The organism is Pedobacter sp. WC2423, assembly GCF_040822065.1.
Classification (GTDB): domain Bacteria; phylum Bacteroidota; class Bacteroidia; order Sphingobacteriales; family Sphingobacteriaceae; genus Pedobacter.
Genome location: NZ_CP162005.1, coordinates 321,876 through 335,726 on the forward strand (window position 1 = coordinate 321,876; position 13,851 = coordinate 335,726).

12 protein-coding genes are annotated in these 13,851 nt (G+C 40.6%); 9 read left to right on the plus strand and 3 right to left on the minus strand.

The genetic code is table 11. The annotated features are described in order from the left end of the window. Positions 1 to 16: 16 nt before the first annotated feature. Genes AB3G38_RS01105 through AB3G38_RS01115 form a run of 3 tightly spaced genes read left to right on the plus strand, consistent with a single transcriptional unit; the run spans position 17 to position 5,543 of the window. Positions 17 to 1,858, plus strand: a complete 1,842-nt coding sequence (locus AB3G38_RS01105) for a glycoside hydrolase family 2 protein (RefSeq protein ID WP_367866653.1) — start codon at positions 17 to 19, stop codon at positions 1,856 to 1,858. Positions 1,859 to 1,882: 24 nt separating this feature from the next. Beyond that, complete coding sequence (locus tag AB3G38_RS01110) at positions 1,883 to 4,369, plus strand: DUF4965 domain-containing protein (protein ID WP_367866654.1); 2,487 nt, start codon at positions 1,883 to 1,885, stop codon at positions 4,367 to 4,369. Between the two features lie 16 nt (positions 4,370 to 4,385). Further along, positions 4,386 to 5,543 (plus strand): aldose epimerase family protein, encoded by a 1,158-nt coding sequence (locus AB3G38_RS01115; RefSeq protein ID WP_367866655.1) that lies wholly within the window; start codon positions 4,386 to 4,388, stop codon positions 5,541 to 5,543. A gap of 18 nt (positions 5,544 to 5,561) precedes the next feature. On the opposite strand, the gene AB3G38_RS01120 is transcribed toward AB3G38_RS01115, so the two are convergent. Both AB3G38_RS01120 and AB3G38_RS01125 read right to left on the minus strand, forming a co-directional pair. Then, complete coding sequence (locus tag AB3G38_RS01120; RefSeq protein WP_367866656.1) at positions 5,562 to 6,449, minus strand: helix-turn-helix domain-containing protein; 888 nt, start codon at positions 6,447 to 6,449, stop codon at positions 5,562 to 5,564. 8 nt (positions 6,450 to 6,457) lie between these two features. Beyond that, on the minus strand, positions 6,458 to 7,462 hold the full coding sequence (locus AB3G38_RS01125; RefSeq protein WP_367866657.1) for an aldo/keto reductase: 1,005 nt from the start codon (positions 7,460 to 7,462) through the stop codon (positions 6,458 to 6,460). A gap of 370 nt (positions 7,463 to 7,832) precedes the next feature. On the opposite strand from AB3G38_RS01125, the gene AB3G38_RS01130 reads away from it, so the two are divergent. The 6 genes from AB3G38_RS01130 to AB3G38_RS01155 all read left to right on the plus strand — a co-directional run bounded on the left by AB3G38_RS01130 (position 7,833) and on the right by AB3G38_RS01155 (position 13,029). Continuing rightward, positions 7,833 to 8,474, plus strand: a complete 642-nt coding sequence (locus tag AB3G38_RS01130; RefSeq protein ID WP_367866658.1) for a hypothetical protein — start codon at positions 7,833 to 7,835, stop codon at positions 8,472 to 8,474. Positions 8,475 to 8,502: 28 nt separating this feature from the next. Then, positions 8,503 to 9,036, plus strand: coding sequence for a hypothetical protein (locus AB3G38_RS01135; protein ID WP_367866659.1), 534 nt, complete (start codon positions 8,503 to 8,505; stop codon positions 9,034 to 9,036). Then, entirely contained in the window at positions 9,036 to 9,692 is a 657-nt protein-coding gene (locus AB3G38_RS01140) for a hypothetical protein (RefSeq protein ID WP_367866660.1), read from the plus strand. Before AB3G38_RS01135 ends, AB3G38_RS01140 begins: the two co-directional genes overlap by 1 nt. Further along, on the plus strand, positions 9,677 to 10,477 hold the full coding sequence (locus AB3G38_RS01145) for a sensor histidine kinase (RefSeq protein WP_367866661.1): 801 nt from the start codon (positions 9,677 to 9,679) through the stop codon (positions 10,475 to 10,477). Before AB3G38_RS01140 ends, AB3G38_RS01145 begins: the two co-directional genes overlap by 16 nt. Before the next feature lie 7 nt (positions 10,478 to 10,484). Next, on the plus strand, positions 10,485 to 11,159 hold the full coding sequence (locus AB3G38_RS01150) for a response regulator (RefSeq protein WP_367866662.1): 675 nt from the start codon (positions 10,485 to 10,487) through the stop codon (positions 11,157 to 11,159). 235 nt (positions 11,160 to 11,394) lie between these two features. Then, on the plus strand, positions 11,395 to 13,029 hold the full coding sequence (locus AB3G38_RS01155; protein ID WP_367866663.1) for a hypothetical protein: 1,635 nt from the start codon (positions 11,395 to 11,397) through the stop codon (positions 13,027 to 13,029). A gap of 45 nt (positions 13,030 to 13,074) precedes the next feature. Here AB3G38_RS01155 and AB3G38_RS01160 read toward each other — a convergent pair whose 3' ends face one another. Beyond that, the gene (locus AB3G38_RS01160) at positions 13,075 to 13,833 is read right to left on the minus strand and encodes a rhamnogalacturonan acetylesterase (protein WP_367866664.1); all 759 of its coding nucleotides are present in this window, start codon (positions 13,831 to 13,833) and stop codon (positions 13,075 to 13,077) included. Positions 13,834 to 13,851 lie beyond the last annotated feature (18 nt).

Here is a 13,851-nt window from a genome sequence, read left to right on the forward strand (position 1 = left end):
ACCATAAATTCATAAGATGATGAAGAAAATTCTAACGGGAACAATGCTCTTACTATTAGGTTATTCTGCCAATGCACAGCAGGCAAAATGGGCTTTAATTAAAGACAAAATTGTTTCTCCATGGGCAGAGAAAGTAAATCCAGCTGCCCCTTTGCCGGAGTATCCGAGGCCGCAGCTTGTGCGCAACAATAAATGGAAAAATCTGAACGGGCTCTGGGAGTATGCCATTATACCTGAAAACCAGCAAGAACCCGCTAAATATCAGGGTCATATCCTGGTGCCATTTGCAGTAGAGTCTGCCTTATCCGGAGTTGGTAAAACAGTGGGTAAAGACAGTGTATTGTGGTATAAAAATATCATCACGTTGCCGGAATCGGCGAACAGTAAAGATGTGCTGCTGCATTTCGGAGCCGTAGACTGGCAGGCTGAAATTTTTGTCAACGGTAAAAGCGCAGGGAAACATGAAGGAGGTTTTGATCCTTTTTCGTTGAATATTACTTCCTTACTTAAAAAAGGGAATAAGCAGGAAATTAAAGTACGGGTATGGGATCCGACCGACGAGGGGCCCCAGCCAAGAGGAAAACAGGTGAGAAAACCAGAAAATATCTGGTATACACCCGTAACGGGTATCTGGCAAACAGTTTGGCTGGAAGCTGTACCCAAATCTTATATTCTATCTACCAAACAAACACCAGATATCGATACGCACCGTATTTCGGTAAGTGCTGCGGTTCAAAATAACCAGCCGGGTGACCAGTTGAAAATCAGTATATTAGATGGGAGTACCGTAATTGCCGAAGAAAAGGTAGCTGTAGATGCGACTGCTGAGATTTCAGTTAAAAATGAAAAGTTATGGTCTCCGGAACATCCGTTTTTATATGATCTGAAAATTACGTTGCTGAGAAATGGGAAACCTGTAGATGAAATAAAGAGTTATTTCGCGATGCGTAAGATCTCTATGGGTCCGGATGGCAAAGGCATGCAACGGATGCTGCTGAATAACAAATTTGTTTTTCAATACGGACCGCTCGATCAGGGGTGGTGGCCGGATGGTTTATATACAGCACCTACAGAACAGGCTATGCTATATGACATTGATGAACTTAAAAAGATGGGGTTCAACATGATTCGTAAGCATATCAAAGTGGAGCCGGCAAGATATTACAATTATTGCGACCGCGTTGGAATGTTGTTGTGGCAGGATATGCCAAGTGGTGACCTGGGCAACGGATGGGAAAACAATCCCGGCGTACTTGACCGTGCAACAGACAAAAACAGGACAGCTGAATCTGAAGGGTATTACCGTAAAGAATGGGATGCGATCATGAACAGCCTGCATAATTTCCCTTCTATTGTAGTTTGGGTGCCATTTAATGAAGCCTGGGGACAGTTTAAAACGGTTGAAATTACAGAATGGACGATGAAAAAAGACCCCTCCCGTTTAGTCAATAGTGCAAGCGGAGGTAATTTTTATATCACCGGACATATGGTCGATCTGCATAATTATCCGCATCCGGCTATGCCTAGACCAGATTTATTTGGCAAGGGCCATATCCTTGTTTTGGGTGAGTTTGGCGGATTGGGTTTACCAGTTGATGGACATACGTGGCAGCAAAAAAATAACTGGGGCTACCAGTCTTTCAAAAATTCAGGTGACCTGTTTGCCAAATATGCAGCCTTCACCAAAAGGATAGCAGAATTAATACCGCTAGGACTATCGGCCGCAGTTTATACACAAACAACTGATGTAGAAGGTGAAATCAATGGCTTTATGACCTACGATAGAAAAGTGATTAAAATGCCTGTAGAAGAACTAAAGCGTGTTAACAATAAACTTTACTTAATTCCAGCTCCTTAATTATAGCCATAAAACATACATCGCATGAAACGATTATTTATCTCTTTAGCTTTAGCAGGTTTGCTGCTCAAAGCTTCAGCCCAGCAACAGCATTCCCCAGTTCAGCAGCAGCGTATTGCTCCGGCATACCCACTGCTTACACACGATCCTTATTTTAGTGTCTGGTCATTTACAGAGGGATTAAACAGATCGGCTACCAAACATTGGACGGGAGCAAATCAACCGTTGACAGGTCTATTAAAGGTAGACGGCAAAGTTTACCGCTTTCTTGGTGGACAGGAGGAAAGCTTCCTGACGCTGCTGCCTGCTTCGGACGAAAAGGCATACCCAGCAAAATACATAGAATCAGTGCCTGGGCAAGGCTGGAATCAGGCAGGATTTGCAGAAACAAGCTGGAAAACCGGAACTGCTCCTTTTGGAGATGGTGCAGCAACCACCCAGTGGAAAACTAAAGATCTGTGGATGCGCCGGACATTTAATTTAGGACAAACAGATTTTAAAGGTTTGAAACTTAAATTGATGAACGATGATGATGTTGAAGTCTATTTAAATGGAACCCGGATTTTTGCCTGTGAATGTTTCAATGGCAAGTTTATTTATGTACCAGTAGATACCAGAATTTTGAAAAAGGGACAGAATCTGCTGGCGGTTCATGTTAAAAATAATGTGGGTGGCCAATGGCTGGACGCCGGACTCGTATATGATAAACCTGTGGTGGGTAACCCAAATGTTTTGCTGGCTAAACAAACTAAAATTGGCGTAACTGCCACTCAAACTTTTTATAGTTTTGAATGTGGAAATGTAAATCTGGATGTTGACTTCACTTCACCACTGCTGATGAGTGATTTGAATCTACTGTCCCGGCCGGTTTCTTACGTGTCTTTTAAAGTAAAAGCTAAAGATGGTAAAAAACACAATGCTGAAGTATACTTTGGAGCAAGTACAGGTTTAGCGGTCAATACAGAGTTTCAGGAAGTAACTGCTAAGCAATATAAAACAGGACAATTGTCTGTTTTGAAAGCAGGTACCAAAGAACAGGCGGTATTGAAAAAATCTGGTGACGATGTGCGTATCGATTGGGGTTATTTATATGTAGCTGCACCAGGGACACAGGTTAAACAATATACCGGCCCGGCAGATGAAGCTTTAGCAGCATTTACAACTGGAAAGACCACCGGAAAGACTATTGCGAAAGGAAAAACCAGTGCGGATGGGAAAAAATTAATGCTTTCTACAGAACTTCCTTTTAACCAGGTTGGAGCATCGCCCGTTGAAAAACACATTTTAATAGGTTATGATGATTTATACGCTGTGCAGTATTTTGGCCAGAATCTAAGCGCCTGGTGGAACCGGAAAAAAGATCAGACGATAGAAAAACAATTGGAGCTTGCCAATGCTGAATATGCGGCTGTGCTGAAAAAATGTACTGATTTTGATCAAAGATTCCGTGCAGACAATGTTAAAGCAGGAGGTGCAAAATATGCTGACCTTTTAGATCTTTCTTACCGTCAGTCAATTGCTGCCCATAAACTGGTGGAGAGCCCGCAAGGAGAACTCCTTTTTCTTTCTAAAGAAAACTTCAGTAATGGATCTATCAATACAGTGGATATTACTTATCCTTCTGCACCACTATATCTTGTCTATAATCCTGATTTACTGAAAGGGATGTTAAACGGGATCTTTTATTATAGTGAAAGTGGCAAATGGAAAAAACCATTCCCTGCGCATGATCTGGGAACTTATCCTCTGGCAAACGGACAGACCTACGGAGAAGATATGCCGGTTGAAGAAGCAGGTAATATGATTATTCTGACCGCAGCAATTGCCAGGGTGGAAGGCAATGCAGATTACGCTAAAAAGCATTGGAAAACACTGTCTGTCTGGGCAGATTACTTAAGTAAAGAAGGGTTTGATCCGGCTAATCAGCTTTGTACAGATGATTTTGCAGGTCATATGGCACGTAATGCAAATTTATCCGTTAAAGCAATTGTCGCTTTAGGTGGATACGGAATGCTTGCGGATAAACTGGGAATGAAAGCTGAGGCTGTGAAATATAAACAGATGGCGAAACAGATGGCGGTTAAATGGATGGAAATGGCAAATGATGGAGATCATTATGCCTTAACTTTTGATCAGAAAAACACCTGGAGCCAGAAATATAACATGGTTTGGGATAAAGTACTAGATATGGATATCTTTCCAAAAGACGTGTTCAAAAAGGAAATTAAATATTATCTGACTAAACAAAATACTTTTGGTTTGCCGCTGGATAGCCGCCGCAGTTATACCAAATCGGACTGGATTATGTGGACAGCAACGTTAACGGATAACCGTGCAGACTTTGAAAAGTTTATTGATCCGGTTTATAAGTTTGCCACAGAAACATCCAGCAGAGTTCCGCTAAGTGACTGGCATGAAACAACAGATGGTAAACAGGTTGGCTTTCAGGCACGAAGTGTAGTAGGGGGGTATGCGATTAAATTGCTGGATTATAAATTACATGGTAAATAAAAGATAAATTTGGTATATGAAGTTTACTTACATCACTATTTTAGCAATTGCGGGGACAACTTTTGCTTCCTGTAATTCAGAAACTAAATCAACGCAGGTATTGGACACCGTGCAAACGGTTAAGCTTTCGGCAGATTCTTTCAAAAGAACTACAGATGGTCAGGAAACAGGGCTTTACGTCTTGAAAAATGCTAAACATGCAGAAGCTGTATTTACCAATTATGGAGGTAGGCTGGTTAGTTTGCTGATTCCTGACAAAACTGGGAAATTAACGGATGTAGTAGTCGGTTTCAATAGTGTGAATGCGTATGAGAAATCTACAGAGCCCTATTTCGGCGCAACGATTGGACGTTATGGTAACCGGATTGCCAAAGGTAAATTCAGTTTGGACGGTAAATCTTATACTTTATTCACCAACAATGGACAGAATACATTGCATGGGGGTAAAAAGGGGTATCAGTATGTGGTCTGGGATGCAAAGCAACCGAATGAACATACCGTTGAATTTCATTATTTATCAAAAGATATGGAAGAAGGTTTTCCTGGTAATTTAACCGTTAAAGTAACCTATACGTTAACTGATGATAATGAGTTGAAAATGGATTATGAAGCTACAACGGATAAGCCAACTGTGGTAAATTTGACCAATCATGCATTTTTTAACCTGAATGGCGAAGGAAGCGGTAAAATTCTGGGGCACAAGCTACAGATTTATGCAGATGGATATACTCCGGTCGATTCTGCTTTAATCCCAACGGGTAAGATTGAAAAGGTGGCTGGAACTCCATTCGATTTCTCTAAACCATTTACTATAGGAGCCAGGATCGACGATAAAAATGAACAATTAAGCTATGGTAAAGGTTATGACCATAACTTTGTGTTGAATAAAACAGAAGGAATGGGCATGTTTCATGCAGCTACTGTTCAGGGTGATAAATCTGGTATTGTGATGGATATTTATACCACTGAGCCTGGATTACAATTTTACAGCGGTAATTTTATGCAAGGTAAAAATACCTTTAAAGGTGGTACAAGAGATGACTTTAGAACGGCAATTGCATTGGAAACTCAGCATTTCCCGGATTCTCCAAACCAGGCTGCTTTTCCTTCCACAGTACTTAAGCCTGGACAAACTTATAAAACGAGTTCAATTTATAAGTTTTCAAGTCCTTAAAACATCAATTAATTTTTATCAGTTAAAAGCCTGACGAAATTCCAGCGGTGATAAATTCGTCTTCTTTTTGAAAAGCGTGCTAAAGGATTGCGCATGCTCAAATCCCAGAGCATAGGCGATCTCGCTGACCGAAAGACTGGTCGTTGAAAGTTTTTCTTTGGCTTTCGCGATCAGTTTTTCATGAATATGCTGCTGTGTGTTCTGCCCGGTATGAACCCGAAGCAGGTCACTCAGGTAATTCGGCGACAGGTTCATCTGTGCAGCAATGTATTGTACGGTGAGCAAACCCTGTACGTCGCTGTTAAAGTAGGCATCGATCAACTGCTCAAACCTGGTCAGCAGCGCTGAATTATTATTCTTGCGGGTCAAAAACTGCCGCTCATAAAAACGGTTGGAGTATTTTAGCAAGCTCTCGATCTGCGTCAGAATGATCTCCTGGGTGTGTTTATCAATATGCTGGCACTCCTTATCAATTTTATGGAGGATCGTGATCAGGTCATCTTCTTCCCCGGCCGACAGATGCAGCGCCTCGTTAACCGCGTAATCGAAAAAGCCATAGTGATGAATGCTGTTTGCCAGCGCATGCTGTAACAGGAAGTCCGGGTGAAAGATCAGGAGATAACCAGACCCGCATTCCATATTCTGCAGGTCCAGTTGCTGCACCTGATTAGGCGCGGTAAAACTCAGTACTCCTTTATCGTAATCATAATGCTGCTGTCCATATCTGATTTTGCCTTTGGCCTCGCGTTTGAGCGCCACGCAATAAAAGCGGTTAACGAAACCTTTCCAGATCTCGTCTTCCAAAAAAACACTTTCCGCCAGATTGATCACGCTCACCAGCGGGTGGTGAGGTTCTGTTAAGGACAACAAACGGTGAAATTCAGATAAGGTGTTAATCGAGTTCATAAACAAAATTAATCAATTAAACCCATACTGAACTCATCATAAGGCGCGCCGGTATCCGTACCTAAAGGCACAATGCTTTCCAGTTGTGATAGATCTGCCTGAGTTAATACAATAGTTGTTGCCGCCATGTTTTGCTCCAGGTACTTCCGGCGTTTCGTTCCAGGGATCGGCACAATGCCTTTGCTCATGATCCAGGCCAAAGCCAGCTGCGAAGAAGTAACATTTTTGGTTGCGGCCATTACTTCGATAGCTTTCACCAATTCAATATTCTTGTCGAACTGTACGCCCTGGAAACGCGGGATTGCCCTGCGGAAATCATGCTCAGGCAGGTCGCCGATACTTTTGATCTGTCCGGATAAGAATCCGCGGCCCAGCGGTGAGTAAGCTACAAAACCAATACCCAGTTCCTTTAAGGTTGCCAAAACCCCACGTTCTTCCACCGTTCGCTCGAACAAAGAATACTCGCTTTGTACGGCAGTGACCGGATGTACGGCATGCGCCCGCTTAACCGTTTCAGACGAAACTTCCGACAACCCGATATAACCCACTTTACCTTCCTGAACCAGCTCAGCCATCGCCTCAACTGTTTCCTCGATCGGCGTATTTTTATCCAGACGGTGCAGGTAATACAGATCAATGTAATCCGTATTCAGGTTTTTGAGCGAACGCTCCACAGCTTTCTTCACATAATCTTTTTTACCATTGATGGCCCAGGTTACCTTATTGTTATCATCGATCTCCCAGCCAAACTTGCTTGCCAAAATATACTGATCACGTTTACCACTGATCGCTTTAGCGATCAGCTGCTCATTCTTCAGCGGTCCGTACAGATCGGCAGTATCTAAAAAATTACCTCCTGACTCAAGCGAACGCTGGATCGTTGCGATGGCTTCCTGCTCATCCGCAGGACCATACATATGTGCCTCTTCAAAACCCGTCATCCCCATACAACCCAGACCGATCAAAGGCACAACCAAACCCTGGCTGCCCAATGCTATTTGTTTTATTTCCATGATTCAAAGGTCGGTAAGCCAAATCGCGCGCATGTATGCAAACCCCTGAAGCCTGTAAGCAAATCAATGATTTATGATACAGCCTGTTTTTGTTCAAGTTGTTCATCTTTTGCTAACAGCGCTGCCTTTCGTTTTTTTTGCAGTATAAAACCGGATATTAGTTTTAGGTTTAATTTCATGCCCGGAAAACCCTGTCTTATATACAGAAAAATAATTTAAAGTAAAAAGACGAAAACACCTTAAATAATCAGGTATTTCTATCTCGTTACAATTCAATATTTTAAAATAATTTAGCCGTTCTCAATAGCAATAGGGCGTAAACTGAAAAGCCATAAAAGAGTAGGTATTTTAATCTAAATCAACCATTACAATGGGCCAATTTGCCTCCATTATTTCCCTGACCAGGAAAGAAATTCTGACTTTAACTGAAACGCATATAACGGACATTCCAACCGCTACTCAGGATCTGAATTTGATTACGACCTCTCTCACTCCACGTACTAAAGTTTCGGTTCCTCCTCCGTTTGCTGAGTCAGATTTGCCTGATTCCACACTTTCAAAGACTATTAGTAAAGCAATTAATTCAGCTTATCTGGAATCAGAATATTTATTTAAAGCTGTTTTTCCCTCCGTTGAATTACCACCAGGAAATACTGATTTTGGTGTTGTGCTTAATTATACGCCTGTAATGGGAGATTTTAAAAGCCTGACCAATCAACTTTCTCTGTTTTTGACGAATAGTAATTTACAACCACTGCTTGCCGGGGAACTTGCCAAACAATTACAGCCACAAGTAATGGCAAGCGGAAATACACCATCTGCAACTTTTGGCAGGGTGGCAACCCCTAATTTAACGATTGCTGATCCGCGGATTACCGTAGAATATTTATTTTGGGTAGCAGCTTTTGGCATATTCCGCACTGGGACAATCAATGCAGCCGGTGTACCTGGTTATGCTGTGGTTTACAGTTGTAGTGCTGCCAATGGAAAACTGCAAAGTATTATGAAATAACATCCTATTAATATAAAATAAAGAAATCATGGAAAACTCTGATCATATTCAATCTGTACAAATAACACCTAACAGTATACTAGCTGAAACTCCACCAACCATTCCTTTGAGTGTTGCCATTGAAAGAGCTACGTCCTGGAGAAAGATGATTACCTCATTACCTGAGGAATCTAAATTACCACAGGCAATTCCGGCTTGCGATTCTGTTGGCCCGTTAATACCATCTCAATTAATTTTCAGAGCAATCAATATTAATATGAGAGATATAGATTTGCTGAAACAAGAACATCCGGATGCAAGTTCAGTGAGGCTGTATATGAGTATACCTGATCCTGATTTTCCATTTCAAATCTGTGGGATGCTGGTTCCGGTGGATGCGCAGAACAATGACATGCTTACCAGATCCAGTGCTGCTAATATATCTAAGGAAGAAATGTTAAAAAACAAAGCATATTCCACCGTGTATGATTTCACTCAGCCTTGTCCAACTTTATGTAACACGATGAGTCCGCTATTTGACAGTTTTAATAGTGTTGAGCCTTATTTGCGATATAAAAAATAATGGCAATTCCAGTCAGTTTGATCTATACAGGAATAATTGTTCCTGTAAGTGTTTTAATTCCTATTGGTATGGCTGCTTCCAAAAGAAAGGATGCTGACAGGCCATTAAAAATAATCTGGTATTATTTATTACTGGATTGTGTCGTCAATGTATTGGCTGTGCTGCTTGCAAATCACAAGATTAACAATCTTCCGGTTTTGCATGTTTTCACTATACTTGAATTTGTATTGATGAGCTATTTTTATCTGTCTGTTTTGAAGGAGGAAACAGCTGTCAGGATTATTAAATATCTGCTGATTCTTTTTCCGGTATTCTGTATTGTAAACTTCTTGTTTTTCCAAAGTATCTATCAATTTAATACCTATGCCAGACCGGTTGAAGCATTAATTATAATGGGCTGTAGTCTTGCTTATTTTGCGCAGAGCAATGATGCAGAAACCAGGTGGTCACTAAATCCGGTAAACTGGATTAATACTGGAATACTATTATACTTTTCGGGTGCCTTGTTTATTTTCTCTTTCTCCAATTTAACTGTAAACGAGATGACTGAAAAGTATTATGCGATCAATGTTTTAATGTGGAATATCCATGCCACACTTTTACTCATAATGTATCTTTTAATTGCCTTTGGCTTTAGTAAATGCAGCAAACAATAGGGGATAATATTTTTCTGTTAATCATTTTGTGCACCGGTGGTATTTCTCTGCTGGTGGTCTCATTTGTGATTTTATTTATAAATAATCAGAAAAAATTACTCAAGAACAGACAGCAGATTCATGAGGCAGAAATGAGTTATCAAAAAGAATTGATGCGGGTGGTATTACAATCACAAGAGGAAGAAAGAAAGCGTATCGGTCAGGATTTACATGATGATGTTGGCGGTTCTTTGTCAAATTTACGCATGTTAATTAACCGGGAGGATCTTGCTGAAAAACAAGGGGTTGGAGCTATAATGGCTGCTCATAAACTGTTAATTGATAAAATTATACAGGATGTACGTAACATATCGCATAATTTATCACCTCCTGCTTTAGCATTATTTGGTTTTACGGTAGCGCTGGAAGAATTACTTGATAGCATAAATGATGAAGATGGTTCATTGATAAACATTATTAATGCTGCAGAGGCTATTACAGATAAATTACCATACGATATGGCATTAGCCTTAATCAGGGTATTACAAGAGCTTATTTCCAATACGGTTAAGCATGGGAGTGCAAAACGGATAGAGATATCCATTTTCATGGAAAATGGTTTATTAGCTATCCAATACAGGGATGAAGGAATAGGGTATGATCCTGGGGATCAGAAGAACAGAAAAGGAATGGGGATGCAAAATATAGAAAGCAGGTTAAATATGATCGATGCGACTTATACGGTGAAAACTGCTCCGGGAGCTGGATTCTCTATGTTTATCGTGTTGAACAGTTTATTAGTTTAGATTTTAAATGATGTCAGACAAAATACGGATTGCCGTTGTTGATGACCAGCACTTATTTCGGGAAGGGCTGGTTAATCTTTTAAGTAGTAAAGTTGATTACCAGCTGGTGGCCCAGGCTGAAAATGGGAAGGTTTTTTTAGAACAGCTTGGCGGGCTGGAAAGTCTTCCTGATGTGGCATTGATTGATATGAATATGCCCGAAATGAACGGGGTTGAACTGAATGCAGTTTTGCATAAAGATTATCCTTCGATAAAAGTGATCATACTTTCTGTGCATGGTGAAGAGCGTTATCTAAGTAAAATGATAGAGGCCGGAGCCTGCTGTTATCTGATCAAGAATTGTGAAACCAGCGAATTGTTTTCGGCTATTCATAATACCTATCACGTTGGCTTTCATTTTAATATTGAAACTTTAAATGCGATGCGCAACGCGGCCAGATACCGCAAGCAGGGTTTGAAAAGTGTAAGCAGTATACCCATCAATCTTTCGGAGCGGGAAACTACCATCTTAAAGATGATCTGTGATGAACTGACCAATGTTGAAATCTCTGAAAAACTGTTTCTCAGCAGTCGTACTGTTGACGGACACCGGACAAACCTGTTAATAAAAACAGGTTGTAAAAACACAGCCGGCTTAGTCATCTTTGCCATCAAGTATGGCATCTTCGAAGTCAAATTTTAATAGAAAACCTCTTTATTCTTTTTCCTGAAACATGCAGACCAGGTGTTTTTACCTGGTCTGCATGTTAAAAACACCTGTTTACCAAGCCGGGATATTCAACGCGGAAAAAAGCTTTTATTCTGCCTTTACTTTGACATGTCAAACGATTAAAGCGCTTTAATTTAAAGCTGACAAAGGCAGAAACCGAAAAGCCTTAACAGAGTAGGTAAAATTCAACCCTCAAAACACTACGACCATGAATACCGAATTAACCGTCGAATCAGAAGCATCAGAAATTATCGATGCGCTGAAAGAGCAAGCATCAACACTTTTGTCATCTGTATTAAAAGAGCCACTAACAGATTTTGGCGTAACCGCTTTAGGAAACTTCCCATACTATTACCTCAATCCTAATAACCTGGAGTTCAATGCGACTACTTATGGTTGGATCAGTGCTGGTTTAACCGCTGGTGCAAATCCTGTAACGCTTGATGAGCCATTTACTAATCTTTTTATTGAAGCATTATCCAGCGTAAAATATATGCTGTCAAGTGCAGATCAGGCATCACTTAACGCAGCACAAAAAAAAGCGACTAATCAGCAAATGGCGCTCTTAAATCTTTGGACATCAATCTATGGTCCGGTAGTGGCCACGGGGAAACAACAGCCAATAGATATTATTATGAGTACTATTGCAACGACCTGGGCAACACCTGCCACTGATCTTTATACGATTCAAAGAAGTAAAAACTTAGCTAAATTATTAAACAATACACCAGCAAGTGGTCAGCCTGTATTACCAATTTTTGCAAATTACCTGAATGCACTGGGCAGCAGTATCTCTTTGCAAAATGCAACAACAATGAACACTGGATATTTGTACACAGCACTGGGTAATGTACAGAGTGCTGATGCCGACAACGGTGGAATGTTATTAGATGATAGTGCGACTGTTTATCATCCTGCTTATGCAGTAAGCACGCCATTGCCTGATATCATTAATGGTTTAAGCGCAACCAGTAATAAGGTTGAACTAAACATGACCGTTACCCGGTCAAGTGAAAGTGAGGTGAAAATAAGTATTGAAGGTGGGGCAAGTTTTGAAATTCCTATCCTTTCTTTTCTCACTTTATCTGTAGACGGGAGTGCAAGTTATTTTTCAGATACGATTGCAACCGCTTCGAATGCGATTAGTGTGAGCATGACTTTTACGGGTGTTACGCTGGTTAATTATGGCCCTACTGCATTTAGTATGGCAACCGGATTAAACTGGTCATGGATGAAACCGATCACTGATGCGATCAGAAATGGTTCTAAAGATATTTCAGGTTTTGTATTTTCTCCAAAACCAAACATTGATTTTTCCGAAGATGGTCCTTTCGGCTTTTTAACAGGCGTTGCGATCAGTAATTATCCTTCTGTTGTGATCACTGTGCAAAGTGATTCTTATAATAGTATTGAAAAAACTATTGAACAAACAGTTTCTTTAGGAATTTCATTCCTGGGTATACCTCTAGGTGGCGGGTCGGAGTCTACTTATTCGCATACCGCAAGTTCAAGCAGTTCATCTTCAACAGTGACCATTACATTGAATCCTCCTGCTGATATGGTTGCTGGTACAAATGAAAGTTCAAGAGGATGGGTTCTTGGTTCAGAAACCAGTTTTCCTGGTGCTGTTCAAAGTAATTTTCAAATTGCCAGTGGATTGGGATACCCGGCTTATCAGCTTTATCAGGATAACACGGGAACTACTTATTGCAGTGCTAAGAAACAAAAAAGCCATGCAACCGGTGCTGCGTTTGTGAAAGCTTGTCTTAAAGCACATCCAGGAACAAGTTGCAATGGTAAACCATGGCTGAGCAATAGTCAAACTGGTACAATCTGGCCTTAAAATTTAAAATAGCGTTTCTCTTATAGCTGCCTCTTTCCGGGGCGGCTATTTTTTATAAATCCGGTCTGCCAGACTTAAATGTTGTTTTTTGATTTCACGCAGTACGATTTCTGCAATTTTACGGGCACCCATTTCGTTGAAATGGGTATTATCTGTTTTTCCTTCCGGATAATTGGGATTTTCACCAGCTTTTAACTGATTAAAGAGCATTTTTGAGTTTTCCGGGCCCAGTTCCTGAAACAATGCCCGGCTTTCTTTGTCCAGATCAATTAATTGTACTTGTTGTTCTTGCGCAACCTCGCGTACCAGTGCTGAATAAATGAGGTGTGTTTCTTCAATTTGACCGGTGGCATTAAATTTACGGCGTGATACAGGAGTAATTAATATCGGAACCGCATTTTTCGTCCTTGTTTCTTTGATAAATAACCGCAGGTTGTTTTGGTAATCAGCTTCAGGAGTGTAGCTGGATTTTGCCTTTGATTCATCATTATGCCCAAATTGAATAAATACATAATCGTCTGCTTTTAACTGATCGGAAATCTGTTTCCATAAACCTTCAGTAATAAAGGTTTTAGTGCTTCTGCCATTTTTGGCTATATTTTTTATGATAACTGTAGAATCAAAGAATAGGGCAAAAGGCATACCCCAGCCAGTTTCGGGATAAGCCCTGATGTTTTTATCAGACATAGTTGAATCTCCTGCAAGATAAACGGTTATGTTTTTAGCAGGCCAATAGAAAGACATCAGCAGGATTAAAGGAGTTATGGCGAGAAGGTAAATTAAAGGCAGTGCTAATCTTTTCATATAATTTATGCTTTTGGA

Bases quoted from the DNA above. Each gene is read 5' to 3' on its own strand.
- AB3G38_RS01125 (WP_367866657.1), bottom strand. From the start codon at position 7,462: ATGGAAATAAAACAAATAGCATTGGGCAGCCAGGGTTTGGTTGTGCCT.
- AB3G38_RS01110 (WP_367866654.1), top strand. From the start codon at position 1,883: ATGAAACGATTATTTATCTCTTTAGCTTTAGCAGGTTTGCTGCTCAAA.
- AB3G38_RS01105 (WP_367866653.1), top strand. From the start codon at position 17: ATGATGAAGAAAATTCTAACGGGAACAATGCTCTTACTATTAGGTTAT.
- AB3G38_RS01150 (WP_367866662.1), top strand. From the start codon at position 10,485: ATGATGTCAGACAAAATACGGATTGCCGTTGTTGATGACCAGCACTTA.
- AB3G38_RS01145 (WP_367866661.1), top strand. From the start codon at position 9,677: ATGCAGCAAACAATAGGGGATAATATTTTTCTGTTAATCATTTTGTGC.
- AB3G38_RS01160 (WP_367866664.1), bottom strand. From the start codon at position 13,833: ATGAAAAGATTAGCACTGCCTTTAATTTACCTTCTCGCCATAACTCCT.
- AB3G38_RS01140 (WP_367866660.1), top strand. From the start codon at position 9,036: ATGGCAATTCCAGTCAGTTTGATCTATACAGGAATAATTGTTCCTGTA.
- AB3G38_RS01135 (WP_367866659.1), top strand. From the start codon at position 8,503: ATGGAAAACTCTGATCATATTCAATCTGTACAAATAACACCTAACAGT.
- AB3G38_RS01130 (WP_367866658.1), top strand. From the start codon at position 7,833: ATGGGCCAATTTGCCTCCATTATTTCCCTGACCAGGAAAGAAATTCTG.
- AB3G38_RS01115 (WP_367866655.1), top strand. From the start codon at position 4,386: ATGAAGTTTACTTACATCACTATTTTAGCAATTGCGGGGACAACTTTT.
- AB3G38_RS01155 (WP_367866663.1), top strand. From the start codon at position 11,395: ATGAATACCGAATTAACCGTCGAATCAGAAGCATCAGAAATTATCGAT.
- AB3G38_RS01120 (WP_367866656.1), bottom strand. From the start codon at position 6,449: ATGAACTCGATTAACACCTTATCTGAATTTCACCGTTTGTTGTCCTTA.